The sequence below is a fragment of the Kitasatospora sp. NPDC057965 genome (assembly GCF_042887135.1).
Classification (GTDB): Bacteria; Actinomycetota; Actinomycetes; order Streptomycetales; family Streptomycetaceae; genus Kitasatospora.
This window is the reverse complement of record NZ_JBHVPZ010000026.1, coordinates 21305-42886: the sequence shown is the minus strand read 5'-3', so window position 1 is coordinate 42886 and position 21582 is coordinate 21305. Positions and strand designations below refer to the sequence as shown.

22 protein-coding genes and 1 other RNA gene are annotated in these 21582 nt (G+C 74.4%); 11 read left to right on the top strand and 12 right to left on the bottom strand.

All coding sequences use genetic code 11. The features are described 5' to 3' along the window. Window positions 1-449: 449 nt before the first annotated feature. Genes ACFVVU_RS28875 through ACFVVU_RS28865 form a run of 3 tightly spaced genes read left to right on the top strand, consistent with a single transcriptional unit; the run spans window position 450 to window position 3215 of the window. The gene (locus ACFVVU_RS28875; protein ID WP_380687493.1) at window positions 450-1286 is read left to right on the top strand and encodes a Nif3-like dinuclear metal center hexameric protein; all 837 of its coding nucleotides are present in this window, start codon (window positions 450-452) and stop codon (window positions 1284-1286) included. Between the two features lie 23 nt (window positions 1287-1309). After that, a complete protein-coding gene (locus ACFVVU_RS28870; RefSeq protein WP_380687491.1) occupies window positions 1310-2053 on the top strand; it encodes a zinc ribbon domain-containing protein in 744 nt (247 codons plus the stop codon). A gap of 4 nt (window positions 2054-2057) precedes the next feature. Continuing rightward, complete coding sequence (locus tag ACFVVU_RS28865) at window positions 2058-3215, top strand: bifunctional RNase H/acid phosphatase (protein ID WP_387793173.1); 1158 nt, start codon at window positions 2058-2060, stop codon at window positions 3213-3215. 106 nt (window positions 3216-3321) lie between these two features. On the opposite strand, the gene yaaA is transcribed toward ACFVVU_RS28865, so the two are convergent. Further along, entirely contained in the window at window positions 3322-4107 is a 786-nt protein-coding gene (yaaA, locus tag ACFVVU_RS28860; RefSeq protein WP_387793171.1) for a peroxide stress protein YaaA, read from the bottom strand. Window positions 4108-4380: 273 nt separating this feature from the next. On the opposite strand from yaaA, the gene ACFVVU_RS28855 reads away from it, so the two are divergent. Continuing rightward, window positions 4381-5862 carry an MFS transporter gene (locus ACFVVU_RS28855; RefSeq protein WP_387793244.1) on the top strand — a complete coding sequence of 494 codons (1482 nt, stop codon included), beginning with the start codon at window positions 4381-4383 and terminating at the stop codon, window positions 5860-5862. A gap of 13 nt (window positions 5863-5875) precedes the next feature. After that, window positions 5876-6273, top strand: an RNA gene (rnpB, locus tag ACFVVU_RS28850) — RNase P RNA component class A. 66 nt (window positions 6274-6339) lie between these two features. Here rnpB and ACFVVU_RS28845 read toward each other — a convergent pair. Further along, complete coding sequence (locus ACFVVU_RS28845) at window positions 6340-6597, bottom strand: Prokaryotic metallothionein (protein ID WP_355361978.1); 258 nt, start codon at window positions 6595-6597, stop codon at window positions 6340-6342. Between the two features lie 96 nt (window positions 6598-6693). Continuing rightward, on the bottom strand, window positions 6694-7080 hold the full coding sequence (locus ACFVVU_RS28840) for an ACT domain-containing protein (RefSeq protein ID WP_387793169.1): 387 nt from the start codon (window positions 7078-7080) through the stop codon (window positions 6694-6696). Window positions 7081-7260: 180 nt separating this feature from the next. On the opposite strand from ACFVVU_RS28840, the gene ACFVVU_RS28835 reads away from it, so the two are divergent. Next, on the top strand, window positions 7261-7917 hold the full coding sequence (locus ACFVVU_RS28835) for a PadR family transcriptional regulator (RefSeq protein ID WP_380684729.1): 657 nt from the start codon (window positions 7261-7263) through the stop codon (window positions 7915-7917). 28 nt (window positions 7918-7945) lie between these two features. Here ACFVVU_RS28835 and ACFVVU_RS28830 read toward each other — a convergent pair whose 3' ends face one another. Both ACFVVU_RS28830 and ACFVVU_RS28825 read right to left on the bottom strand, forming a co-directional pair. Continuing rightward, on the bottom strand, window positions 7946-8143 hold the full coding sequence (locus tag ACFVVU_RS28830) for a hypothetical protein (protein WP_380684728.1): 198 nt from the start codon (window positions 8141-8143) through the stop codon (window positions 7946-7948). A gap of 29 nt (window positions 8144-8172) precedes the next feature. After that, window positions 8173-8403, bottom strand: coding sequence for a hypothetical protein (locus ACFVVU_RS28825; protein ID WP_380684727.1), 231 nt, complete (start codon window positions 8401-8403; stop codon window positions 8173-8175). 405 nt (window positions 8404-8808) lie between these two features. Between ACFVVU_RS28825 and ACFVVU_RS28820 the strand changes: the two genes are divergently transcribed. After that, window positions 8809-9510 (top strand): bifunctional DNA primase/polymerase, encoded by a 702-nt coding sequence (locus ACFVVU_RS28820; protein WP_355361968.1) that lies wholly within the window; start codon window positions 8809-8811, stop codon window positions 9508-9510. A gap of 27 nt (window positions 9511-9537) precedes the next feature. On the opposite strand, the gene map is transcribed toward ACFVVU_RS28820, so the two are convergent. Beyond that, window positions 9538-10383, bottom strand: coding sequence for a type I methionyl aminopeptidase (map, locus tag ACFVVU_RS28815; RefSeq protein ID WP_380684726.1), 846 nt, complete (start codon window positions 10381-10383; stop codon window positions 9538-9540). A gap of 167 nt (window positions 10384-10550) precedes the next feature. Here map and ACFVVU_RS28810 point away from each other — a divergent pair, with 167 nt between their 5' ends. Further along, on the top strand, window positions 10551-10784 hold the full coding sequence (locus ACFVVU_RS28810; protein WP_380684725.1) for a hypothetical protein: 234 nt from the start codon (window positions 10551-10553) through the stop codon (window positions 10782-10784). Window positions 10785-10821: 37 nt separating this feature from the next. Here ACFVVU_RS28810 and ACFVVU_RS28805 read toward each other — a convergent pair whose 3' ends face one another. Continuing rightward, the gene (locus ACFVVU_RS28805) at window positions 10822-12183 is read right to left on the bottom strand and encodes an MFS transporter (protein ID WP_380684724.1); all 1362 of its coding nucleotides are present in this window, start codon (window positions 12181-12183) and stop codon (window positions 10822-10824) included. 84 nt (window positions 12184-12267) lie between these two features. Then, on the bottom strand, window positions 12268-12957 hold the full coding sequence (locus ACFVVU_RS28800) for a hypothetical protein (protein WP_380684723.1): 690 nt from the start codon (window positions 12955-12957) through the stop codon (window positions 12268-12270). 47 nt (window positions 12958-13004) lie between these two features. Between ACFVVU_RS28800 and npdG the strand changes: the two genes are divergently transcribed. Then, window positions 13005-13697, top strand: coding sequence for an NADPH-dependent F420 reductase (npdG, locus tag ACFVVU_RS28795; protein WP_380684722.1), 693 nt, complete (start codon window positions 13005-13007; stop codon window positions 13695-13697). A gap of 139 nt (window positions 13698-13836) precedes the next feature. Then, the gene (locus tag ACFVVU_RS28790) at window positions 13837-14022 is read left to right on the top strand and encodes a hypothetical protein (protein ID WP_380684721.1); all 186 of its coding nucleotides are present in this window, start codon (window positions 13837-13839) and stop codon (window positions 14020-14022) included. A gap of 19 nt (window positions 14023-14041) precedes the next feature. Here the strand turns inward: ACFVVU_RS28790 and ACFVVU_RS28785 are convergent, their stop codons facing one another. After that, complete coding sequence (locus ACFVVU_RS28785) at window positions 14042-14857, bottom strand: site-2 protease family protein (protein WP_380684731.1); 816 nt, start codon at window positions 14855-14857, stop codon at window positions 14042-14044. Between the two features lie 215 nt (window positions 14858-15072). Between ACFVVU_RS28785 and ACFVVU_RS28780 the strand changes: the two genes are divergently transcribed. Then, window positions 15073-18465, top strand: coding sequence for a BTAD domain-containing putative transcriptional regulator (locus ACFVVU_RS28780; RefSeq protein WP_387793164.1), 3393 nt, complete (start codon window positions 15073-15075; stop codon window positions 18463-18465). A 77-nt stretch (window positions 18466-18542) separates the two neighbouring features. On the opposite strand, the gene ACFVVU_RS28775 is transcribed toward ACFVVU_RS28780, so the two are convergent. The 3 genes from ACFVVU_RS28775 to panB all read right to left on the bottom strand — a co-directional run bounded on the left by ACFVVU_RS28775 (window position 18543) and on the right by panB (window position 21421). Further along, a complete protein-coding gene (locus ACFVVU_RS28775; protein WP_380682150.1) occupies window positions 18543-19355 on the bottom strand; it encodes an ABC transporter permease in 813 nt (270 codons plus the stop codon). Next, the gene (locus ACFVVU_RS28770; protein ID WP_380682149.1) at window positions 19352-20380 is read right to left on the bottom strand and encodes an ATP-binding cassette domain-containing protein; all 1029 of its coding nucleotides are present in this window, start codon (window positions 20378-20380) and stop codon (window positions 19352-19354) included. Before ACFVVU_RS28770 ends, ACFVVU_RS28775 begins: the two co-directional genes overlap by 4 nt. 168 nt (window positions 20381-20548) lie before the next feature. Continuing rightward, window positions 20549-21421, bottom strand: coding sequence for a 3-methyl-2-oxobutanoate hydroxymethyltransferase (gene panB / locus ACFVVU_RS28765; RefSeq protein ID WP_380682148.1), 873 nt, complete (start codon window positions 21419-21421; stop codon window positions 20549-20551). Window positions 21422-21582 lie beyond the last annotated feature (161 nt).

Below are 21582 nucleotides of genomic sequence, written 5' to 3'. Positions count from 1 at the left end.
TGTGCTGCCCCGGCGGCGGCCGACACCGTCGGCACCGCCCCGGCCGCGTCCGCCGCGCGGCCCGGACAGCCCTGCCTCACCCGGGCCCGTCCCTCCGGCGGAGCGCCTCGCCGACCCCCTGGTCGGGCAACTCCCGTTCGCAGAGGAGAAGTTACTTTCGGTAGCGAGGGATGCTCAATCCGAAGCCGGTCACTTCACTCGTAAGGGTGATCCCGGTGCTGTTTCGAATTCGTGCGAACGGCCCGGTGTGCCCGGCGCACGCCCCGCCGTCCCGTGCGCACCGCCCCCGCGCGCCGGTCGAACGGGGCCGCGCCGGCCGCCCGCGCACGCCGTAGCGCGGGTTGACGCGCATCCGTACGCCCCGCCCACCGAGGGGCACCGCCCCGGCGCGGGCCGTGGCGGCGAACCGGGCGGACCGCCGCCGCCCCCGCGCACGGTAGTCTCGACAGGTGCCGAAACTGTCCGACGTCATCACCGCCCTCGAAGAGCTGTACCCGCCGCGGTGGGCGGAGTCCTGGGACGCCGTCGGCCTGGTCTGCGGAGACCCTCAGGCCGAGGTCCGCCGCGTCCTCTTCGCCGTCGACCCCGTGCAGGCGGTCGTCGACGAGGCCGTCGAGTGGGGGGCCGACCTGGTGGTCACCCACCACCCGCTGTACCTGCGGGGCACCACCACCGTCGCCGCGACCACCTTCAAGGGCCGCGTCGTGCACACCCTGATCCGCAACGGGATCGCCCTGCACGTGGCGCACACCAACGCCGACCACGCCGACCCGGGCGTCTCGGACGCGCTCGCCGAGGCGGTCGGCCTGAGCGTCACCGGACCGCTGGTGCCGGACCCGACCGACCCGCTGGGCCGGCGCGGCACCGGGCGGATCGGCCTGCTGGAGCCCCCGCTGACCCTCGCGGCGTTCGCCGCGAACGTCGCCAAGGGGCTGCCGGCCACCGCCGCCGGTGTACGGGTCTCCGGCGATCCGAACCGTCTGGTCAGCCGGGTCGCGGTGTGCGGCGGCTCGGGCGACAGCCTGTTCGCCGAGGTGCGCGCGGCGGGCGTGGACGCCTACCTGACCGCCGACCTGCGCCACCACCCCGCCTCCGAGGCCGCCGAGGCGGCGCCGGTCGCCCTGGTCGACGCCGCGCACTGGGCCACCGAGTGGCCCTGGCTGCCGCTGGCCGAGCGGGCGCTGCACGGCGCCGTCGAGAAGCACGGCTGGACCGTGGAGACCCGGGTCTCCCGCACGGTCACCGACCCGTGGACCGCGCACGCCCCCATGTCCTTCCCCGCCTGACCCGATTCACAGGAGCTCTCCGCTTGAACGCCGCGCCCGCCGACCAGATCCGCCTGCTCGACCTCCAGGCCATCGACTCCAAGCTCGACCAGCTGGCCCACCGGCGGCGCAGCCTGCCCGAGCACGCGGAGATCGACAAGGTCAACGCCGACCACACCGCCCTCAAGGACTTGGTGGTCGCCGCCGAGGCCCAGCACGGCGACACCACCCGCGAGCTCACCAAGGCCGAAGCGGACGTGGAGCAGGTCCGTACCCGGGCCGCCCGCAACCAGCAGCGCCTGGACTCCGGTGCGATCACCTCGCCCAAGGACCTGGAGAACCTCCAGCACGAGATCGGGTCGCTGGCCAAGCGCCAGGGCGACCTGGAGGAGGTCGTGCTGGAGATCATGGAGCGGCTGGAGTCCGCCCAGACCCGTACCACCGAGCTGTCCGCCCGCCTGGAGCACTCCACCGTCGTGCTGACCGAGGCCGAGGGCCGCCGGGACGCCGCGTACGCCGAGATCGACGCCGAGGTGGAGAAGGTCAAGCGTGACCGCGAGGCCGTCGCCGCCGTCATCCCGGCCGACCTCATGAAGGTCTACAGCAAGCTGCGCGAGACCCAGGGCGGCGTCGGCGCGGCCCGGCTCTACCAGCGCCGCTGCGAGGGCTGCCGCACCGAGTTCTCGATCACCGAGCTCAACTCCATCAAGGCCGAGCCGGCCGACAAGGTGGTCCGCTGCGAGAACTGCTCGCGGATCCTGGTCCGCACCGCCGACTCCGGCGTCTGAGCCGGTGGCGGCGCGCAGGTTCGTCGTCGAGGCGGACGGCGGCTCCCGGGGCAACCCGGGGCCGGCCGGCTACGGCGCGGTGGTCCGCGACGGCGACACCGGGCAGCTCCTCGCCGAGGCGGCCGAGTTCATCGGGCACGCGACCAACAACGTGGCCGAGTACAAGGGGCTGATCGCCGGGCTGCGCGCGGCCCGGGAGATCGACCCGGGTGCCTCGGTGGACGTCCGGATGGACTCCAAGCTGGTCGTCGAGCAGATGTCCGGCCGCTGGAAGATCAAGCACCCGGACATGCAGCCGCTCGCCGCCGAGGCCCGCGAGGTCTTCCCGCGCGGGCGGGTCCGGTACACCTGGATCCCGCGCGAGCAGAACAAGGACGCCGACCGGCTCGCCAACGAGGCGATGGACGCGGGCAAGGCCGGCCGCCAGTGGGAGCCCCGGCCCGTGGCCGCCTCCGCGCCCTCCCCGGTGGAGCCGCCGGAGACCGAGCCGCTGGAGACCGCCGCGCCCAAGACGGGCTGGGCGGACACGGCGGACCTCGGCACCCCGACCACCTTCGTCCTGCTCCGGCACGGCGAGACCCACCTGACCCCGGAGAAGCGGTTCTCCGGCAGCGGCGGCACCGATCCGGAGCTCTCCGAGAAGGGCCGCTGGCAGGCCGAGCGGGTGGCCGAGGCGCTCGCCGCGCGCGGCTCGGTCCAGGCCGTGGTGGCCTCGCCGATGCGGCGTGCCCGGCAGACCGCGGAGACCGTCGCCGCCCGGCTGGGCCTGGAGGTCCGGTACGAGGAGGGGCTGCGCGAGGTCGACTTCGGCGCCTGGGAGGGGCTGACCTTCGCCGAGGCGCGGGAGCGGTACCCCGACGACCTCACCGCCTGGCTCGGCTCCACCAAGGTGCGGCCGACCGGCGGCGGCGAGAGCTTCGCCACGCTCACCCACCGGGTCGGGGTAGCCCGGGACAAGATCCTCGCCCGCCACCCCGGACGGACCGTGCTGGTGGTCTCGCACGTCAGCCCGATCAAGACGCTGGTCCGGTTGGCGCTCGGCGCCCCGCCGGACTCGCTGTACCGGATGGAGCTGTCCGCCGCCTCGCTCTGCGCCGTCCAGTACTACGCGGACGGCAACGCCTCGCTACGGCTGCTCAACGACACCGGGCACCTGCGCTGAGAAACGCCGGGGGCCGGTCGGCCGATCCGACCGGCCCCCGGCGCGCGTTCCCGTCGGTGCACCTGTCCGTGCACTTGTTCGCGCGTCCGCCCGTACGCCTGTCCGCTCAGTGCACCTCGGTGACCACCACGTCCAGCTGCCAGGGCTTGCGCGCGGTGCCCTCGGCGGCGACCTCCACCCGGTGGCCCAGCCCGGTCAGCGCGTCCAGCAGCTCACCCGGCGTCTTCGGCTCGGCGCCCGCCACCAGCAGATCGCGGACCAGCCGCCCCTTGGTGGCCTTGTTGAAGTGGCTGACGACGGTCCGCCGGCCGTCCCGCTCCTGGAGCACCCGCACGGTCGCCGTCCGGGCGATCACCTCGCCGGCCGGCTTCCACGCCGCCGCGTAGGCGGAGGAGCGCAGGTCCAGCACCAGGCCGTCGGCGACCTCCGGCAGCACATCGGCCATCGCACGCCGCCAGTACGCGCCGAGCGCCCCCGGCCCGGGAAGCTTCACACCCATCGAGCAGCGGTAGGGCGGGATCCGGTCGCCGATCCGCACCGCGCCCCAGAGGCCGGAGAAGACCAGCAGGCTCCGCTCGGCCCGGCCGTATGCGGCCTCGTCCAGCGTCGCCAGCCCGAGGTTGTCGAACAGCACCCCGGTGTACACCTGCCCGGCCGGGAGCGCCCCCGCCGTCGGCAGCCCCGCGTTGCGCGCCACCTCGCCGCGCAGGCCCGGGCTCAGCCCCAGCACCCCCGCGGCGGCGTCCTCGTCCCCGCGGCAGAGCGAGACCAGCGCCTCCAGCACCTCCGCCCGCGCCGCCGTCAGCCCGGGCAGCGACAGCCCGTCGAGCGCCACCGGCACACCGTCCCCGGACGCGGCCTTCCCCTCCGAGGGCGGCAACAGCACCAGCACGACGGACTCCTCCACACTCCACGGCCACCGACCACGCCACCCTACGCAACCCGCCCCCGCCCCGGGAAACGGCTGGTCACCCCACCCCGCCGGCCCGCGCGCGCCGCCCGGGCGCCGAAGCGCCCGGCGCGCGGCCCACTGCCCGGCCCACCGCCCGGCGCGCGGTCCGGCGCTCGGCTCGCGGTGGCCGGCCTCGCCACCCGGACGGGTCGCTTCGTCGCCCGTCGACGCCCGCCCGGGTGGGAGGATCGACGCGTGCGCGAAGCGACCCCCATGAGTCCGCCGTCCGCCGATCCCGGGCGGCGCCGCCGGCAGCTCATCCTGGCGATCTGCTGCCTGAGCCTGTTCATCGTCGGGCTCGACAACACCGTCGTGAACATCGCCCTCCCGCAGATCCAGCGGGACCTGGAGGCCCCCGCCTCCGGGCTGCAGTGGATCATCGACGCCTACACCCTGGTACTGGCCTCGCTGCTGATGCTGTTCGGCTCGCTGGCCGACCGCTTCGGGCGCCGCCGGGTGTTCCAGACCGGCCTGCTGGTCTTCGTGCTCGGCTCGCTGCTCTGCAGCCTGGCGCCCGGCCTGGGGTGGCTGGTGGCGTTCCGGGCGGTGCAGGCGATCGGCGGCTCGATGCTCAACCCGGTGGCGATGTCGATCATCACCAACACCTTCACCGAGCCGCGCGAACGGGCCCGGGCGATCGGCGTCTGGGGCGGTGTGGTCGGCATCTCGATGGCGCTCGGACCGCTGCTCGGCGGCTTCCTGGTGCACGCCGCGGGCTGGCCGGCGATCTTCCTGATCAACGTTCCGGTCGGTCTGCTGGCCTGTCTGCTGACCGCCCGTTACGTCCCCGAGTCGCGTGCGCCCCGGGCCCGCCGGCTGGACCCGGTCGGGCAGCTGCTGATGATGGTGCTGCTCGGCTGCGGCACCGGCGCGATCATCGAGGGCCCCGCGCACGGCTGGACGTCCCCGCTGATCCTCGGCCTGGCCGCGGCGGCGCTCGCCGCGCTGGTGGCCTTCCCGCTCTGGGAGCGCCGGGTCGCCGAGCCGCTGGTCGACCCGCGGTTCTTCGGCAGCGCGCCGTTCACCGGCGCCACCGTGACGGCCGTCTGCGCCTTCGCCTCGCTCGGCGGCTTCCTCTTCCTGAACACCATCTACCTGCAGGACGTCCGCGGCTACAGCCCGGTGGAGGCCGGCCTGTGGACGCTGCCGATGGCCGGGATGATGCTGGTCTGCGCGCCGCTGTCGGGCCGGATCGTCGGCGCCCGCGGCCCACGGGTGCCGCTGGTGCTGGCCGGCCTCGGCCTGGTCGCCAGCGGCCTGCTGCTCACCCGGCTGGCCGCGGACTCCCCACCGGGCCTGCTGCTGGCCGCGTACGGACTGTTCGGCTTCGGCTTCGGCTTCGTGAACGCGCCGATCACCAACGCCGCCGTCTCCGGCATGCCGCGCGCCCAGGCGGGGGTGGCGGCGGCCGTCGCGTCCACCAGCCGGCAGGTCGGCCAGTCGCTCGGCGTCGCGGTGATCGGCACCGTGGTCACCTCGGCGGTGCTCGGCACGGTCGCCTCCGGCTTCGCCCCGGCCAGCCACGCGGGCTGGTACATCGTCGCCGGCCTGGGCGCCACGATCGGGCTGCTCGGCCTGGTCACCACCTCCGCCTGGGGCACCGCCACCGCCACCCGGGTCGCCGCCCGTCTCGGCGGTGACCCGCCGCTGACCCGCCCCGGGGTTCGGGAGGCCCCGCCCGAGCGGCTACCATGACCACTACGGCGGAAGAGCCGGCCGGGCGGTCGCGACGGGTCCTAGGGCCCGCCGAGGAACGTCCGGGCTCCACAGAGCAGGGTGGTGGGTAACGCCCACCCGGGGTGACCCGCGGGACAGTGCCACAGAAAACAGACCGCCCGCCGCTTCGGCGACGGGTAAGGGTGAAACGGTGGTGTAAGAGACCACCAGCGACCGGGGTGACCCGGCCGGCTCGGTAAACCCCACCTGGAGCAAGGTCAAGATCGGTGCCTCACGGCGCCGTGCGCGGATGCTTGAGGGCTGCTCGCCCGAGTCCGCGGGTGGACCGCACGAGGCTGTCGGCAACGGCAGCCCTAGATGGATGGCCGTCTCCCCGGGCCGCGCGAGCAGCCCGGGTGACAGAACCCGGCGTACAGGCCGACTCTTCCGCCCCCTTCCCCCTTCGACCGGGCCAACCGCCCGGTCAGGGGGGTTCTTCGTACCGCGACGACCGGGTCAGCCCGGGTGGGTGCCGACGGCGTCGCGGACCTGGGCGCCGAGCCCGCCGTTGACGCGGGCGCAGTGGGCGCCGCAGAAGAACATGCCGGCCACTTCGACGCCGTGGCCGACGATCCGGACGTTGCACTGCTCGCAGTGCGGCGCGAGCTTCTCCATCGCGCACTCGAAGCTGTCGAAGGTGTAGACGTCGCCGGTGACCGTCTTGATCTCGAAGGCGAGCCAGTAGTCGTTGCCGCAGGTGATGCAGATGGCCATGGCGGCGTACTTCCTTCCGGGCGCGGGGGACGGGCCGGGCCGGTGCCCGGCCCCTCCAGTCTCCGAGGCCTCCGGCTGGGCGGCCACCCGGACGCGTCAGGCGCGGGCCTCCAGGACGCGGACGGCCCGGTCGGCGTCGTCGGCGGCGACGAACAGGTGGTCGTGGTGGTAGCTGGCGACCACGTTGCAGCTGATCCCCTCCTCGGCCAGCCGGGTGGCGACGACGGCGGTCAGGCCGACGGCCTCCAGCGCCGAGTGGACCCGCAGGGTGATCCAGGCGGCGACGTACTCGTAGGGCAGGCCGAGGGCGTCGGCCTCCTCCTGGGCGACCACCACCGTCACCCCCTCGGGTTCGGCGACGGTGGCCACCGGCCGCAGTCCGGCGGGCACCTTGGTGGGCAGTGTGCAGTAGACGTACCGCCCCGGGTTGAGCTGGGGGCGCAGGTCGCGCAGCAGTGTCGTGAGGTCTCGTTCTCCGGCCATGCCCCGCACCGTATCGGCCGGGTACCGCGCGGTGGTGGACGGTGTATCGGAAAGCGTTGACGGTCGACAGTCACCGATATATCGTCGAGATATCGGGACAGTGACTCGACTGCCTCGAACGATCGTCTGGTGATCGACTAGTGGGCCGCCCCGGAGCGGCCCGATCGGGAGGTGGGTGCGATGCGCCCAGGACGATTCCGTGGAGAGGGAGGCCCCGGCGGTTGCCGCGGGCCGGAGTTCGCCGGGATGCCCGGTGAGCGCCCCGAGGGCCGGGGGGCGTTCGGCCCCTTCGGGCCGCCGCCGTTCGGCGGTGGGCCGGGTGGACGGCCGGGTCCGCCGTGGGCCCGGGGCGGTTTCGGCGGGCCGCCGCCGTGGGTCCGCGGCCGGCGCGGTGGCCGGGCCCGGCGCGGGGACGTGCGCGCCTCGCTGCTGGCGCTGCTCAAGGAGCGGCCGATGCACGGCTACGAGATGATCGCCGAGATCGCCGAGCGGTCCGGCGGGGCGTGGCGGCCGAGCCCCGGCTCGGTCTACCCGACCCTCCAGCTGCTGGAGGAGGAGGGCCTGGTCACGGCGGAGGAGACCGGCGGCAAGCGGCTGGTCTCGCTCACCGAGGCGGGCCGCGCCGAGGCCGATGCCGGGCCGGACGAGCCGTGGGCCGAGGCCGGCCAGGAGATCGACTGGGCCGCGGTCCAGGAGGTCGGCCAGGCGCTCGGCGCCGTGGAGCACGCCGTCCGGCAGGTCATGGCGACGGGCACCGAGGCGCAGCGCGCCAAGGGCCTGGAGGTGCTCAACGAGGCCCGCAAGAAGCTCTACCTGATCCTGGCCGAGGACGCCTGACCGGCGCGGACGCGCAGGGTGCTGCTGCTCAGGGGTGGACGACGAACAGCGCCACGCACGCGAGCAGCAGCACCGCCCAGCCGAACCAGAGCCAGCCGTTGGAGCCGAGCACCGCGCTGTAGACGCTGATCACCACCAGCAGGCCGACCGTGACCCCGGCCACCTGCCGGTTGTGGTGCGCCACCGCCTCGGCGCGGGTCCTCGGGTGCCGTACGGTCCTCGCCATCGCCGTCCTCCCGCGCGGGGAGGCGGCCGTCACCCGGAAGCGCGGACGGTGGCCGCCTCGTCGTACTCGTAGCGCCAGTACCAGCGGGCGCCCCGCTGCTGCTTGGCCCGGACGTACACCAGTGTGCGCGCCGGGGTGTCCCCGTGCGAGGGGACCGGCACGGTGTACTTCTTGGGCACGCCGTACATCGGCCCCAGCGGGATGGGGAGGATCCGGCCGTCCAGGGGGCCGCCGACGAATTCGGTGTCCGCGCTCTTCACCCCACCAGGGTCTCACCCCGCGGCGGTGCGGCGGAGACGGTGTGGCGGCCGGGTGCCGGGAGTGTGACCGGAGAGGCACCGCCCCCGGTCATCCACAGGGCCCGCGCACCCTTATCCTTCCTGTTACGCCCTCGGGGTCCACCCGGGTCAGCGGGCCCGTACGGGCCGGGCGAGGCGCACCTCACCGTGCCCGCCGGGCCGCCGAGCCGCAGCCGTCGTGCCGCAGTGACTCCGTACCGTGACCCCGGCGTCGGCCGCCCGGTTACCCCGGCTCCGGCCGGCAGGGCGCGGGACTGCAGGGCCGAGCACCACCCGGGGAAGCAGCGGGGGGCGCCGTGCGTTGCGTCGGAGTGGTACGTCGAACGCTGTGTCACACCAGGCACGGCAATGCGCGGAAGGGGCCCGATGGAATCCGGCGGCAGGTGGACGGCCTGGTGGCAGAAGCGTGATCGTGAGCGGGGCCGGTCGGCGGCCACCGACAGCCCTGCGGCCAGACTGGACCAGCTGCTCGGCGCGGTCCGCGCCGGGTTCCCGCTCGCTCCCGCCGCCCATCCGGCCGGTTACCGCTGTTCCTGTGACCGGGTGGCCTGTCCGGCCCCCGCCCAGCACCCGGTGTCCTTCGCCTGGCAGACCCAGGCCACCACCGATCCCGAGCAGCTCGCCCGCTGGCTCTCCCGCGACCCGCTGGCCAACTTCGTCACCGCCACCGGCCGCGTCCACGACGTGCTGGACGTACCGACCGAGGCCGGGCGGCTCGCCCTGGAGCGGCTGACCGCGCTCGGCGTCGAGGGTCCGGTGGCCGCCGTCGGCGAGGACCGCTACCTGTTCTTCACCGCCACCCGCGGCACCCCGGTGGACGAGGACGAGTGGTGGCCGAGCGCCCTCGACTCCACCCCGGACACCATGTCCGAGCACCCCGGCCTGCGCTGGCACTGCCGCGGCTCGTACACCCTGCTGCCGCCGGCCGCGCTGCCGGACGGTTCCGAGGTGCGGTGGCTGCGCGGGCCCGAGCAGCCGCTGCCGGACCCGCTGCGCGTCCTGGACGTGCTGACCGACGCCTGCACCGAGGTGGGCGCCGTCGCCGAGGAGCAGTGGCTCATCGGCTGACGGCGCCCCCAGGGCCCGGCCCCGCCGCTACGGCAGGGTGAGGATCTCCGCACCGTCCGCCGTGACGACCAGGGTGTGCTCGAACTGGGCGGTGCGCTTGCGGTCCTTGGTGACGACGGTCCAGCCGTCCGGCCAGACCTCGTAGTCGTAGGTGCCCAGGGTGAGCATCGGCTCGATGGTGAAGGTCATCCCCGGCTTGATCACCTCGGTGGCCCGCTCGCTGTCGTAGTGCGGGACGATCAGGCCGGAGTGGAACGACGTGTTGATGCCGTGCCCGGTGAAGTCCCGTACCACGCCGTAGTCGAAGCGCTTGGCGTAGGACTCGATGACCCGCCCGATGACGTTGATCCGGCGGCCGGGCTTGACCGCCTTGATCGCCCGGTCGAGCGACTCGCGGGTCCGCTCGACCAGCAGCCGGGACTCCTCGTCCACATCGCCGACCAGGTAGGTGGCGTTGAGGTCGCCGTGCACCCCGTGGATGAACGCGGTGGCGTCGATGTTGACGATGTCGCCGTCCTGGAGGACGGTCGAGTCCGGGATGCCGTGGCAGATGACCTCGTTGATCGAGGTGCAGACCGACTTCGGGAAGCCCCGGTAGCCGAGGTCGGACGGGTAGGCGCCGTGGTCGCACATGTACTCGTGGGCGACCGCGTCCAGCGCGTCCGTGGTGACGCCGGGCGCGATCAGCTCGGCCGCCGCGGCCATCGCCCGGGCGGCGATCCCACCGGCGATCCGCATCTTCTCGATGGTCTCGGCGGTCTGCACCTCGGGCCCGGTGTACGCCGCCGGGGCGGGCTTGCCGACGTACTCGGGGCGCGCGATGTGCGCCGGGACCTTGCGGGTGGGGGACTGGATGCCGGGAACGAGTGCCATGGCGGCGAGTCTAGTTGGCGGGGCTGCGGCGCCGTGGCCGGTACCGCGGCGGGCGCCGGCGCGGGGTCCGGGTGTGCGGACGGCGCCGGGGCGGGGAATGATCGGGACGACGCGGCGCCGCACCGGGAACGCGGAGCCGCGACCGCAGACACGGAGGTGACCGCACCATGCCCCTGGGATTCCGCCGCAACAAGCCGACCGGCCTGCCCGGCGAGTGGTTCTACTGCATCAAGCACGGCAAGGTCGAGGAGGGCCCGGAGTGCCCGGCGAAGGACCGCCTCGGCCCGTACGCCACCCGCGAGGAGGCGGCGCACGCGCTGGAGACCGCCGAGCTGCGCAACCGGGAGTGGACGAACGACCCGCGCTGGAGCGACAAGCCCGAGGACGAGCGGGGGGAGTGAGCGGGGGAGCAGGGGCGGTGACGGGGGGAGCGGCGGGTCAGGACGCGCCCGCCGCCTGCTCCGCCGCGGCCTCCTCGGCGGCCTCCCGCTCCGCCGCCGCCCGCTCGTGCTGGGCGCGGACGGCGGCCGCGTTCGGGTCGGTGCGGTCGTCGTAGGAGAGCAGCCGCGGCAGCGCGGTGGCCAGGGCCAGCACGCCCACCACGCAGGCGACGCCGCCGATCCACACCGAGGCCCGGACGCCGACCACTCCGGCCATGCCGCCCGCCCGGACCTGGCCGAGCTGCGGCCCGACCGAGTAGCTGAGCAGCTCGACGCCGGCCATCCGGCCGCGCAGCTCGTCCGGGATCGACTGGTTCCACAGCGTGGAGCGGGCGATGCCGCTGACCTCGTCGGCGCCGCCGGCCAGTGCCAGGCAGAACAGCACCGGCCAGACCGAGTCGGCCAGGCCCGCCAGCGCGATCGCGGCGCCCCAGCCGAGCGCGGCGGCCAGCAGCAGCCGGCCGTGGCGGTGCACCCGGGACGTCCAGCCGCTGGTCATCGAGACGACGATGGCGCCGACCGCCGAGGCGGCGTACATCGGGCCGAGCGCCCAGTCGGCGTGCAACTCGGAGGCCAGGAACGGAAAGATCGCGACCGGGAAGGCGAACAGCATCGCGCACAGGTCGATCGCGTAGGTGCCCAGCAGGTCCTTGCGGCTCCAGGCGTACCGGATGCCGGTGAGCACGGCCCGCACCGAGGGCTTCTCGGCGCCGGTCGGCGGCGGTACGGCGCGGATCCGGGCGAGCAGCAGCAGCGAGGCGCCGAAGGTGGCGACGTCCAGCGCGTAGGCGGTCTGCACCCCGGCGAACGTCACCACGACGCCCGCCAGCGCCGGGCCGGCCACCGAACCGACGTTGCGGTAGAGCGAGTTGAGGGCAAATGCGGCGGCCAGCTGATCGTGCCGCACGACCCGCGGGGTGAGCGCGTCCAGTGACGGGCGCTGGAGGCCGTCGGCGGCGGCGACGAGGGCGGCGACCAGGTAGACCGGCCACAGCACGGGCGTCGGCAGCAGCGCGTTGGCCAGCAGCAGCACGCTCAGCAGGCCGAGGGCGGCCTCGGCGAACAGCACCAGCCGGCGGCGGTCCAGGGCGTCGGCGAGGGCGCCGCCCCAGAGGCCGAAGACGATCAGCGGGACCAGCTCGAAGGCACCGACCAGGCCGACCGCGAGGGAGGAGCCGGTCAGGTCCTTGATCTGCAGCGGCACGGCGACGTAGGTGAGGAAGCTGCCGAAGCTGGTGACACAGCCGGAGAGCCAGAGCAGGCGGAAGTCCCGCGAGGAGCGCCAGGGGGAGAGGTCGGGGATGACCGCGCGCAGCAGGGAGCTCGCCCGACCGTTCGGGGGTGGGTCGGCGTCGTTCACGAGCGACCATCCTGACGGGGCGTTCGGCCGGGCCGCAACGCATTTTCGCGGCCGGGCCCCGGTGGCCGTGCCCGTCGCGGTGCCCTACCAGCGGTTGATCGTCGGCCCCGCCGTGAGCCGACCGGCCAGCGCCGCCAGCCGTTCCAGCGCGACCGAGCGCCGTGCGGGCCGCTGCCCGGCGGCGGCGCTGACCAGGTGCTGGGCCAGGTCGAACGGTTCCTCCTCGGCCGTGCCGACGGCCAGCCGCCGGTGCGCGAGCCCGGCCAGCTCACCGAGCCCGGCCGGCTCACCGACTCCGCCCGGCTCACCGGGCCCGCCCAACTCGCTGAACCCGCCCAACGTGCCGAACCCGGCCGGGCCGCCGGGCCCGGCGCCGTCCAGCGCCAGCACCGTCGCGCCGTGCCGGCGGGCGTCGTGCACCCGCTCCAGCAGCACCTCCCCGGCCGCCGCCGGGGCGACCACCAGGACGGTCGCCCCCCGCCCGGCCTCGGTCAGCCGGCGCAGGCCGTGCGCCAGATGGGCCGGTGCCTGCGCCGGGACCCGGTGTCGCAGCAGGGTCGGGGCCAGCCGGGGCACGGCCGACCAGATCGCCTCGTCCTGCAAGTGGGCGGCCAGGTGCCACGGTTCGTACGCCTCGGTGCCGACCAGCAGCAGCCCGTCCGCGCCCCGCCGGGAGACCGCCCGCCGCAGCTCACCGGCGAAGCCGCCGACGGCCTCCAGCCAGCCCGTCCCGGCCAGTTGCTCCCGTAGTGCCGAAACTCTCACCGCGTCCATGGCGGACAGGATGACGCGAGGGGCCCCGGGTTTGACAGGATCAGCCCATGACTTCCCTCGATTCAGCGACAAACCCGGCCCATGACCTGCCGGACGTCTCGCAGCTCGTGGTCGGCGTGCTCGGCGGCACCGGCGACCAGGGGCGGGGGCTGGCCCTGCGGCTGGCCAAGGCCGGCCAGCAGGTGATCATCGGATCGCGCGACGCTGCCCGCGCGCAGGCCTCCGCGGAGGCGATCGGCCACGGCGTGCGCGGCGCGGACAACGCCGCCACCGCCCGGGAGAGCGACGTCGTGATCGTCGCGGTGCCCTGGGACGGCCACGCCGCCACGCTCACCGCGCTGCGCGAGGAGCTGGCCGGCAAGATCGTGGTGGACTGCGTCAACCCGCTGGGCTTCGACAAGCAGGGTGCCTACGCGCTCGTCCCGGAGGAGGGCAGCGCCGCCCAGCAGGCCGCCGCCCTGCTGCCGGACTCCCGGGTGACCGCGGCCTTCCACCACCTGTCGGCGGTGCTGCTCCAGGACGAGTCGATCGAGCGGATCGACACCGACGTGATGGTGCTCGGCGAGGAGCGGGCCGCCACCGACATCGTGCAGGCGCTGGCCGGCCGGATCCCCGGCATGCGCGGCGTCTTCGCCGGCCGGCTGCGCAACGCGCACCAGGTGGAGTCGCTGGTGGCCAACCTGATCTCGGTCAACCGCCGCTACAAGGCCCACGCGGGTCTGCGGATCACCGACGTCTGATCCACCGGCGTCCGATCCACCGGCGTCCGATCACGGGCGTCCGACCACCGGCTCGCCGGCCTCACCCCTGGACCCGGTCCGGAGGTGAGGTCGGCGACAATGGAGGCCGTCCGTCCACCGGCCCCAGGAGTCTGCCGCCATGCCCCGCACGTCCGTCCTCGCCTCGATCGTCGCCGTTCTCGCGCTGGCCGCCGCCGTGGTCTCCGCGGTCCAGGGCTGGTGGATCGGCCTCATCTGGCTCCCGATGGCGGGCATCGCCAGCAATGTGCTCTGGATGAACCTGCGCCGCGAGAAGCTGACCCGGGCCGCCGCCGAGCAGTCCTGAGCCCCGGTCCCGACCCCGGTCAGTTCTTCCAGAACGTGAACAGCTCGTGGCCCACCTGCGCGTAGGCGCGGTCGACGCCCAGCAGTTCCATCACGCCGTACACGGCCTCGAAGAACCAGTGGTTCACCTCCGGCTGCCAGAGCAGCGCGAAGACGGCCAGCATGCCGTACGGCGCGAACGGCTCGATCGCCCGCCGGGTCTTGAGCGACAGCCAGGGCTCGACGATCCCGTAGCCGTCCAGGCCGGGCACCGGCAGCAGGTTGAGCAGGGTCGCGCTCAGCTGCAGCATGCCGAGGAAGCCCAGCGCCAGCGCGAACGGCGAGACATTCAGCTCGATGCCGTTCCACTCCGCGCGCACCGAGGGGTTGTCGAGCCAGCCCGCCCCGACCGGGACCAGCAGCAGCACGGCCGCCAGCAGGTTCACCAGCGGTCCGGCGGCCGAGATCAGGCTGTGCTTGAGCCGCCCCCGCACCCGGTGCCGCTCGATCCAGACCGCGCCGCCGGGCAGGCCGATGCCGCCGAGCAGTACGAAGACGATCGGCAGCACGAAGCTGAGCAGCGCGTTGGCGTACTTGAAGGGGTTGAGGGTCAGGTACCCCTTGGCGCCGACCGAGATGTCGCCGCCGTGCAGCGCGGTGCGCGCGTGCGCGTACTCGTGCAGGCAGAGCGAGACCATCCAGCCCGCCACCACGAACAGGAAGATCCCGAACCGCATGTTGCCGTAACCCTGGTGGACGGCCACGGCGGAGGTGACGAGGATCGCGAGCAGTGCCCAGAACACCGGACTGATCCGGCGGTCCTCGCTGCGGGAGCGCTGCGTGGCGGCGAAGGTCATGGTGTGGGTGCTCCGGTGGTCGGTGTCGCGTGGGACGGGGCAGAGGCCGATCATGCCGGGCGCGCCCGCGGCGGACAAGCCGCCCAGGGTGAACGTGGGAAACCGCGCACCGGTTCCTGCGCGGCCGTGGAATCAGGGGCCGGTCAGGGTCGGATCAGGGTACGGGACCGGACAAATCCGAGTGGGCGGCGCCGCCGATCCACCAGAATGGTGCAGTGCACTACGGCATCCTCGGTACCACCACCGCCCACCACGACGACGGAACCCCGGTCCCGCTCGGCGGCGCCCGGCTGCGCGCGCTGCTCGCCGCGCTGGCCCTGCGGCAGGGGCGGCCGGTGCCGGCCGACCTGCTGGCGGACGAGGTGTGGGACGCCGAGCCGCCGCAGGACTCCTCCGCGGCGCTGCAGACCCTGGTCGGCCGGCTGCGCCGCACCATCGGCCGCGACCGGGTGGGCTCCGGCCCGGCCGGCTACTGGCTGACCGACCCGGTGACCGACCTCGCCGAGTTCCAGCGGCTGGCCACCGAGGGCCGCGGGGCACTGGACCGGGGCGACCACGGCGAGGCCGCCGAGCGGCTGCGGGCCGCGCTCGCGCTGTGGCGCGGCCCGGCGCTCGCCGACCTGCCGGACCGCACCGGCCCGGCCACCCGGCTGGAGGCCCAGCGCGAGGAGGTCCGCCGGCACCGGATCACCGCCGACCTCGGCCTCGGCCGGGCCGCCGACCTGGTGGCCGAGCTCGCCGAGCTGTGCGAGCGGCAGCCGCTGGACGAGCCGCTGCAGTACCTGATGGTGCGGGCGCTGCACGAGAGCGACCGGACGGCGGAGGCGCTGCGCCACTACGAGCGCACCCGGCGCGCGCTGGCGGAGGAGCTCGGCGTCGACCCGGGCCGCCCGCTGCAGTCCCTCCACGCCGAGCTGCTCTCCCCTGTCGAGGCCCCCGCCCCGACCCTCGCCCCGGCGTCCGTCCGGGCCCCCGCACCGCCCGCCTCCCCACCGGTCGCCACCGCGCCCGCGCCCTCCGCCCCGGTGCCGCCGGCCCGCGTCGCGGGCAACCTGCGTGGCCGGCTCACCAGCTTCGTCGGCCGGGAGAGCGACCTGGCCGCCCTGCGCTCGACGCTGGCCGCCAGCCGACTGGTCACCCTCACCGGCCCCGGTGGCTCCGGCAAGACCAGGCTCTCGGTCGAGGCCGGCCGTCTGGAGCAGGGCGCCGGGCACTGGCCGGACGGCGTCTGGCTGGCCGAGCTGGCCCCGCTGGAGCGCCCGGACGCGGTGCCCGGCGCGGTGGTCTCGGCGCTCGGCCTGCGCGAGACCGTCCTGCACACCAGCGGCAGCATGGTCGCCGACGTGATCGACTCCCGCACCGACGACCCGGTGCGCCGGCTGGTCGAGTTCTGCGGGCGCCGCCGGATGCTGATCGTCCTGGACAACTGCGAGCACCTGATCCAGTCCGCCGCCGACCTGGCCGAGACCCTGCTCACCGAGTGCCCCGGCCTGACCGTGCTGGCCACCAGCCGCGAACCGCTGGGCGTGCCGGGGGAGACCGTGCTGCCGGTGGAGCCGCTGCCCGACCCGGTGGCGCTGCGGCTGCTGGCCGAGCGGGCCGCCGCCGCCCGCCCCGGCTTCGACCCGCGCGTCGACCCGGAGGCCTGCGCCGAGATCTGCCGCCGGCTGGACGGCCTGCCGCTCGCCATCGAACTGGCCGCCGCCCGGCTGCGGGTGATGACGGCCCGGCAGATCGCCGACCGGCTGGACGGCCGGTTCGCCCTGCTCACCGCCGGCAGCCGCACCCTGCTGCCGCGTCAGCAGACGCTGCGCGCGGTGGTCGACTGGAGCTGGGACCTGCTGGGCAAGCAGGAGCGCGCGGTGCTGCGCCGGCTGGCGGTGTTCGCCGGCGGCTGGACGCTGGAGTCGGCCGAGCCGGTCTGCGCGGACGGCACCGAGGTGCCCGGTGAGGAGGTCGCCGACCTGCTGCTCTCGCTGGTCGACAAGTCCCTGCTGGTCGCCGACCTGGACGGGGACGGCCCGCCACGCTACCGGATGCTGGAGACGATCCACGAGTACGCGGTCGAGCGGCTGGCCGAGGCGGGGGAGACCGGGGAGACCGAGGGACGGCACGTCCGGTACTTCCGCGAGCTGGTCCGCACCGCCGAGCTGAACGTGCACGGCCCGGCGCAGCTGCACTGGCTGGCGGTGCTGGAGCGGGAGCACGACAACATCCGGACCGCGCTGCGCCGCGCCGTCGACCACCGGGACGAGGACGAGGCCCTGGTGCTGGCGCTGGGCATGAGCTGGTACTGGTCGCTGCGCGGCTACAGCCGGGAGGCCCGCCGCTGGTACGAGGCGGTGCTGGAGATAGGCCCGGACCCGTTCGATCCGGACGCCCTCGCGGTGCCGCTGGACCGGCGGGTGCTGGAGTACCCGTCGCCGATGCCGCCGGAGGTGGCCGCCGAGGCCCGCCGGGCGGTGGTCATCTTCCGGCTGGTCAGCCTGTTCGAGGGCAACCTGGACGTGCTGGCCGATCCGGACGCGGTCGCCACCGCCCGGAAGGTCATCGCGGCCTACACCCCGGACCTGCCGCAGGCCTATCGCTTCCCCGGGCTGATGAGGGTCTTCGGCACCTTCCTGGTCGGGGAGCTGGACGGCGTGAAGGACCTGATGGACGAGGCGGTGGAGGGCTGCCGGCGGCACGGCAGCCCCAGCGACCTGGCGTTCATCCTCCAGATCCGGGCCAAGATGATGAACGACTGGCCGGACGGCGCGGAGCAGAGCACCGTGGACGGCGAGGAGTCGCTGGAGCTCTACCGGCGCTCCGGCGACCTGTGGGGGATGTCCCAGGCGCTGGCCGCGCGCGGCGAGTCGCTGGCCAACCAGGGGCGTTCGGCGGAGGCGGTCGAGGCGTACCGGCGGGCGATCGAGCTGGCCGAGGAGCTGGGGGCGCCGCAGGAGGTGCCGATGCTTCGGGTGCACCTGGGCCTGGCGATGCTGGACGAGGACCTGGACGGGGGGGAGCGCCGGATCCGCGAGGCGCTGGCGGAGATCCGGCCGGGCGAGAACCAGGCGACCAACGGCGCGCTGCTCTTCGGGCACCTGATGCTCTGCGGCATCCGGGCCCAGCGCGGCGAGCACGCGGCGGCGCTGGCCGAGCTGGACGCGCTGCGCTGGACGCGGGTCGGCGGGTTCGCCCCGGACGTGGTGGGCGGGATGCTGACCGTCACCCGGGGCTGGGTCACCGCACGCGGCGGCGATCCGGAGCGCGGGCTCGAACTGGTCGACGAGGGGCGGGAGCTGCTGCGCGCGATGCCGCACAGCGCGAGCGGGTTCATCGAGCAGATGTCGGTGATGCTGCTGCCGCCGGTGATCGGGGTGCTGGAGGCCTTCGCCCTGCGCGACGGGGACCTGGACGCGGCCCGCCGGGCCGCCGTGCTGTTCGGCGCGCACGCCGGGATGAACGGGCCGCGCGGCGGCTACCTCGACCGGGTGGAACGCGAGCGGGCCGAGGAGAGCCTGCGCGGTCTGCTCGGTGACGCGGTGTTCGAGGCGGCCCTCACCGAGGGGCGCGGGCTGTCCGTGCTGGAGGCCAGCGCGCTGCTCGACCGGCTGCTCGACTGACCGGGGCCCGGCCGCCCGGACCCGGCAGATCCCGGGACGCCCCCCGCGCGCCCCGGGATCCGCCGTGCGGCCACGGCTCAGGTCCGCTTGCGGAAGCGGGCGACGGCGAGCGGTGCGAAGACCGCGGTGACGCCGACCGACCAGGCCAGCACGACGAGCGTCGGGTGCGCGACGGCGCCCTGGCCGTTCATCAGCGCCCGGCAGGCGTCGGCCAGCGCGGACAGCGGGTTCACCTTGGTGAAGGCCTGCAGCCAGCCGGGCATGGTGTCGGTCGGGGCGAAGATCGAGCTGCCGAACTGCATCGGCATCAGCACCAGCATGGCGACTCCCTGGACGGCCTGGGCGCTGCGCAGGGCCATGCCGAGCAGCATCGAGATCCATACGATCGACATGCCGAACACCAGGGACAGGCCGATCGCCGCCAGCAGCTCCAGCACGCCGCCCTTCAGCTCGAAGCCGAGGATCAGCGAGAAGACGATCAGGATGCTGAAGGACAGCATGGCCCGGCAGGTCTCCGCCGCGATCTTGGACAGCAGCACCGAGGAGCGGCCGATCGGCAGGGTGCGGAAGCGGTCCATCACGCCGGTCTGGAAGTCGCTGTTGAGGCCGGTGCCGACGGCCATCGCCAGGGTGAGCCCGGTCTGCCCGAGCAGGCCGGGGATCATGTACTGCTTGTAGGCGTCCTGGCCGCCGGAGATGGCTCCGCCGAAGACGTAGACGAACAGCACCGTGAAGATGATCGGCATCAGGATGGCGTCGAACATCGACTCCGGGTCGGCCTTGATCCGCATCAGGTTGCGGCGGGTCAGCGCGCCGACGTGCCGCAGGTGGCCGGCCAGGCCGATCCCGGTGTCCTCGGCCCGGACGGGGGCGAGCGTGGCGGTGGTCATGCGACGGGCTCCTTGGCGAGGCTGGGGGCGGCGTCCGCGGTCGCGGGGCGGTCCGCGGGCTTGCCGGTGATGGCGAGGAAGACCTCGTCGAGGCTGGGCAGCTTGGTGTCGATGCCGGCGACCGCGAAGCCGCGGGTGCCGAGCACGCCGATCACGGTGGTCAGCTGCTCGTCGGCGGTGATCGGCACCGAGAGCAGGCCGGTGTCGGCGGAGAAGGTCGCGCCGACGCCGGTGTCCTGCAGGCAGCGGGCCATCTCGGGCAGCTCGGCCGGGCGCACCGGGCGGACCTGCAGGGTCCGGCCGCCGACCTGGGCCTTGAGCTCGGACACGCCGCCGGCCGCGATGACCCGGCCGCGGTCGATGACGGTCAGCTCGCCGGCGAGCTGCTCGGCCTCCTCCATGTACTGGGTGGTGAGCAGCACGGTGGAGCCCTCGGCGACCATCCGCTGCACCTCGTCCCAGACCTCGTTGCGGGTGCGCGGGTCGAGGCCGGTGGTGGGCTCGTCCAGGTAGAGCACCCGGGGGCGGCCGATCATCGAGGCGGCCAGGTCGAGGCGCCGGCGCATGCCGCCGGAGTAGGTCTTGGCGGGCCGCTTGGCGGCCTCGGTGAGCGAGAAGCGCTCCAGCAGCTCGGTGGCGCGGGCCTTGGCGTCCCGGCGGGAGAGGTCGAGCAGCCGGCCGATGAGGTAGAGGTTCTCGTAGCCGGAGAGCAGTTCGTCGACCGAGGCGTACTGGCCGGTGAGGCCGATGGTGCGGCGCAGCTGCTTGGGCTGGCGCAGCACGTCGTAGCCGCCGACGAAGGCGGTGCCGGCGTCGGGCTTGATGAGCGTGGACAGGACGCGGACCAGGGTGGTCTTGCCCGCGCCGTTGGGGCCGAGCACTCCGAGGACGGTTCCTTCGCGCACGGTGAGGTCGACCCCGTCGAGCGCCTTGGTGGTGCCGAAGTGCTTGACGATGCCGTGGACCTCGACGGCGTTCCCCGCGGCGGGCCCCCGGTCGTTCGGGGCGGTGGAGATTCGTGTCATGCCCCACAGACTGTCCGACCCGGCTGTCAGCCCGCTGTCAGGGGGCGGGCCGGTACGGGGCCGGCCGGCGGGGCGCTGTCACGCGGCTGTCGGGCCGCTGTCACGCGGGCTGTCACGCGGGCTGTCGTCGGGGTCCGGCCGCGGTCCGGGCCCCGACGACGGTGCGCGTCAGTGGAAGGTGTGCTCCGGCGCGGGGAAGGCCCCGCCGCGCACGTCCTCGGCGAACGCGCGGGCGGCGCCGCCGAGGACGGCCCGCAGGTCGGCGTACTGCTTGACGAACTTGGGCACCCGGCCGGCGGTCATCCCGGCGAAGTCGGTCCAGACCAGCACCTGGGCGTCGCAGTCCGCACCGGCGCCGATGCCGACGGTGGGGATGGCGAGCTGCTCGGTGACCTGCTGGGCCAGCTCGGCGGGCACCGCCTCCAGGACGACGGCGAAGGCACCGGCCTGCTGCACCGCCTTGGCGTCGCGCAGCAGCTGGTGGGCGGCCTCGTCGCCGCGGCCCTGGACGGGGTAGCCGCCGAGCGCGTGCACGGACTGCGGGGTGAGCCCGACGTGGGCCATCACCGGGACGCCGGCCTCGACCAGCAGCTCGATCGAGCGGGCGCTGCGCTCGCCGCCCTCCAGCTTGACCGCGCCGACCCCGGCCTCCTTCATCAGCCGGGCCGCGTTGCGCATCGCCTGGGCCGGGGACTCCTGGTACGAGCCGAACGGCAGGTCGGCGACGATCATGGCCCGCTCGGTGCCGCGGACGACGGCGGCGGCGAGCATCACCATCTGATCCATGGTCACCGGCACGGTGGTCTCGTAGCCGAGGTGGCAGTTGCCGGCGGAGTCGCCGACCAGCAGGACGGGGGTGCCGGCCTCGTCGAAGACGCCGGCGGTGAGGGCGTCGTAGGCGGTCAGCATCGACCACTTCTCCCCGCGCTGCTTGGCGGCGGCGAGGTCGCGGACGGTGACGCGGCGGTTGGTGACCCCACCGTAGAGGGTGGCGGTCGTCGCCGCCCGGTTCTGGGCAGGCGAAGGCGAAGAAGCGTTCATCGAACGGGCTCCTGAAGGGTTGTCGTCTCGTGGCGCCGTGCGGCGTCCCCGGATCACCTCCATGCTTGCACGGCCCGGCGCGGGTGCAAAAGGGGCGGGGGCCGTTCCGCTTGCCCGGACGGCCCCGGTGGGCCGGGCGGTCTTTGCCGCGACTTTACGAT

What these genes read in the sequence shown, in the direction of transcription:
- ACFVVU_RS28855 (WP_387793244.1), top strand. Translation starts at nt 4,381, where the DNA reads ATGAGTCCGCCGTCCGCCGATCCCGGGCGGCGCCGCCGGCAGCTCATC.
- ACFVVU_RS28845 (WP_355361978.1), bottom strand. Translation starts at nt 6,597, where the DNA reads ATGGCCATCTGCATCACCTGCGGCAACGACTACTGGCTCGCCTTCGAG.
- ACFVVU_RS28840 (WP_387793169.1), bottom strand. Translation starts at nt 7,080, where the DNA reads ATGGCCGGAGAACGAGACCTCACGACACTGCTGCGCGACCTGCGCCCC.
- ACFVVU_RS28835 (WP_380684729.1), top strand. Translation starts at nt 7,261, where the DNA reads ATGCGCCCAGGACGATTCCGTGGAGAGGGAGGCCCCGGCGGTTGCCGC.
- ACFVVU_RS28830 (WP_380684728.1), bottom strand. Translation starts at nt 8,143, where the DNA reads ATGGCGAGGACCGTACGGCACCCGAGGACCCGCGCCGAGGCGGTGGCG.
- ACFVVU_RS28820 (WP_355361968.1), top strand. Translation starts at nt 8,809, where the DNA reads ATGGAATCCGGCGGCAGGTGGACGGCCTGGTGGCAGAAGCGTGATCGT.
- map (WP_380684726.1), bottom strand. Translation starts at nt 10,383, where the DNA reads ATGGCACTCGTTCCCGGCATCCAGTCCCCCACCCGCAAGGTCCCGGCG.
- ACFVVU_RS28810 (WP_380684725.1), top strand. Translation starts at nt 10,551, where the DNA reads ATGCCCCTGGGATTCCGCCGCAACAAGCCGACCGGCCTGCCCGGCGAG.
- ACFVVU_RS28800 (WP_380684723.1), bottom strand. Translation starts at nt 12,957, where the DNA reads ATGGACGCGGTGAGAGTTTCGGCACTACGGGAGCAACTGGCCGGGACG.
- npdG (WP_380684722.1), top strand. Translation starts at nt 13,005, where the DNA reads ATGACTTCCCTCGATTCAGCGACAAACCCGGCCCATGACCTGCCGGAC.
- ACFVVU_RS28790 (WP_380684721.1), top strand. Translation starts at nt 13,837, where the DNA reads ATGCCCCGCACGTCCGTCCTCGCCTCGATCGTCGCCGTTCTCGCGCTG.
- ACFVVU_RS28785 (WP_380684731.1), bottom strand. Translation starts at nt 14,857, where the DNA reads ATGACCTTCGCCGCCACGCAGCGCTCCCGCAGCGAGGACCGCCGGATC.
- ACFVVU_RS28775 (WP_380682150.1), bottom strand. Translation starts at nt 19,355, where the DNA reads ATGACCACCGCCACGCTCGCCCCCGTCCGGGCCGAGGACACCGGGATC.
- ACFVVU_RS28770 (WP_380682149.1), bottom strand. Translation starts at nt 20,380, where the DNA reads ATGACACGAATCTCCACCGCCCCGAACGACCGGGGGCCCGCCGCGGGG.
- panB (WP_380682148.1), bottom strand. Translation starts at nt 21,421, where the DNA reads ATGAACGCTTCTTCGCCTTCGCCTGCCCAGAACCGGGCGGCGACGACC.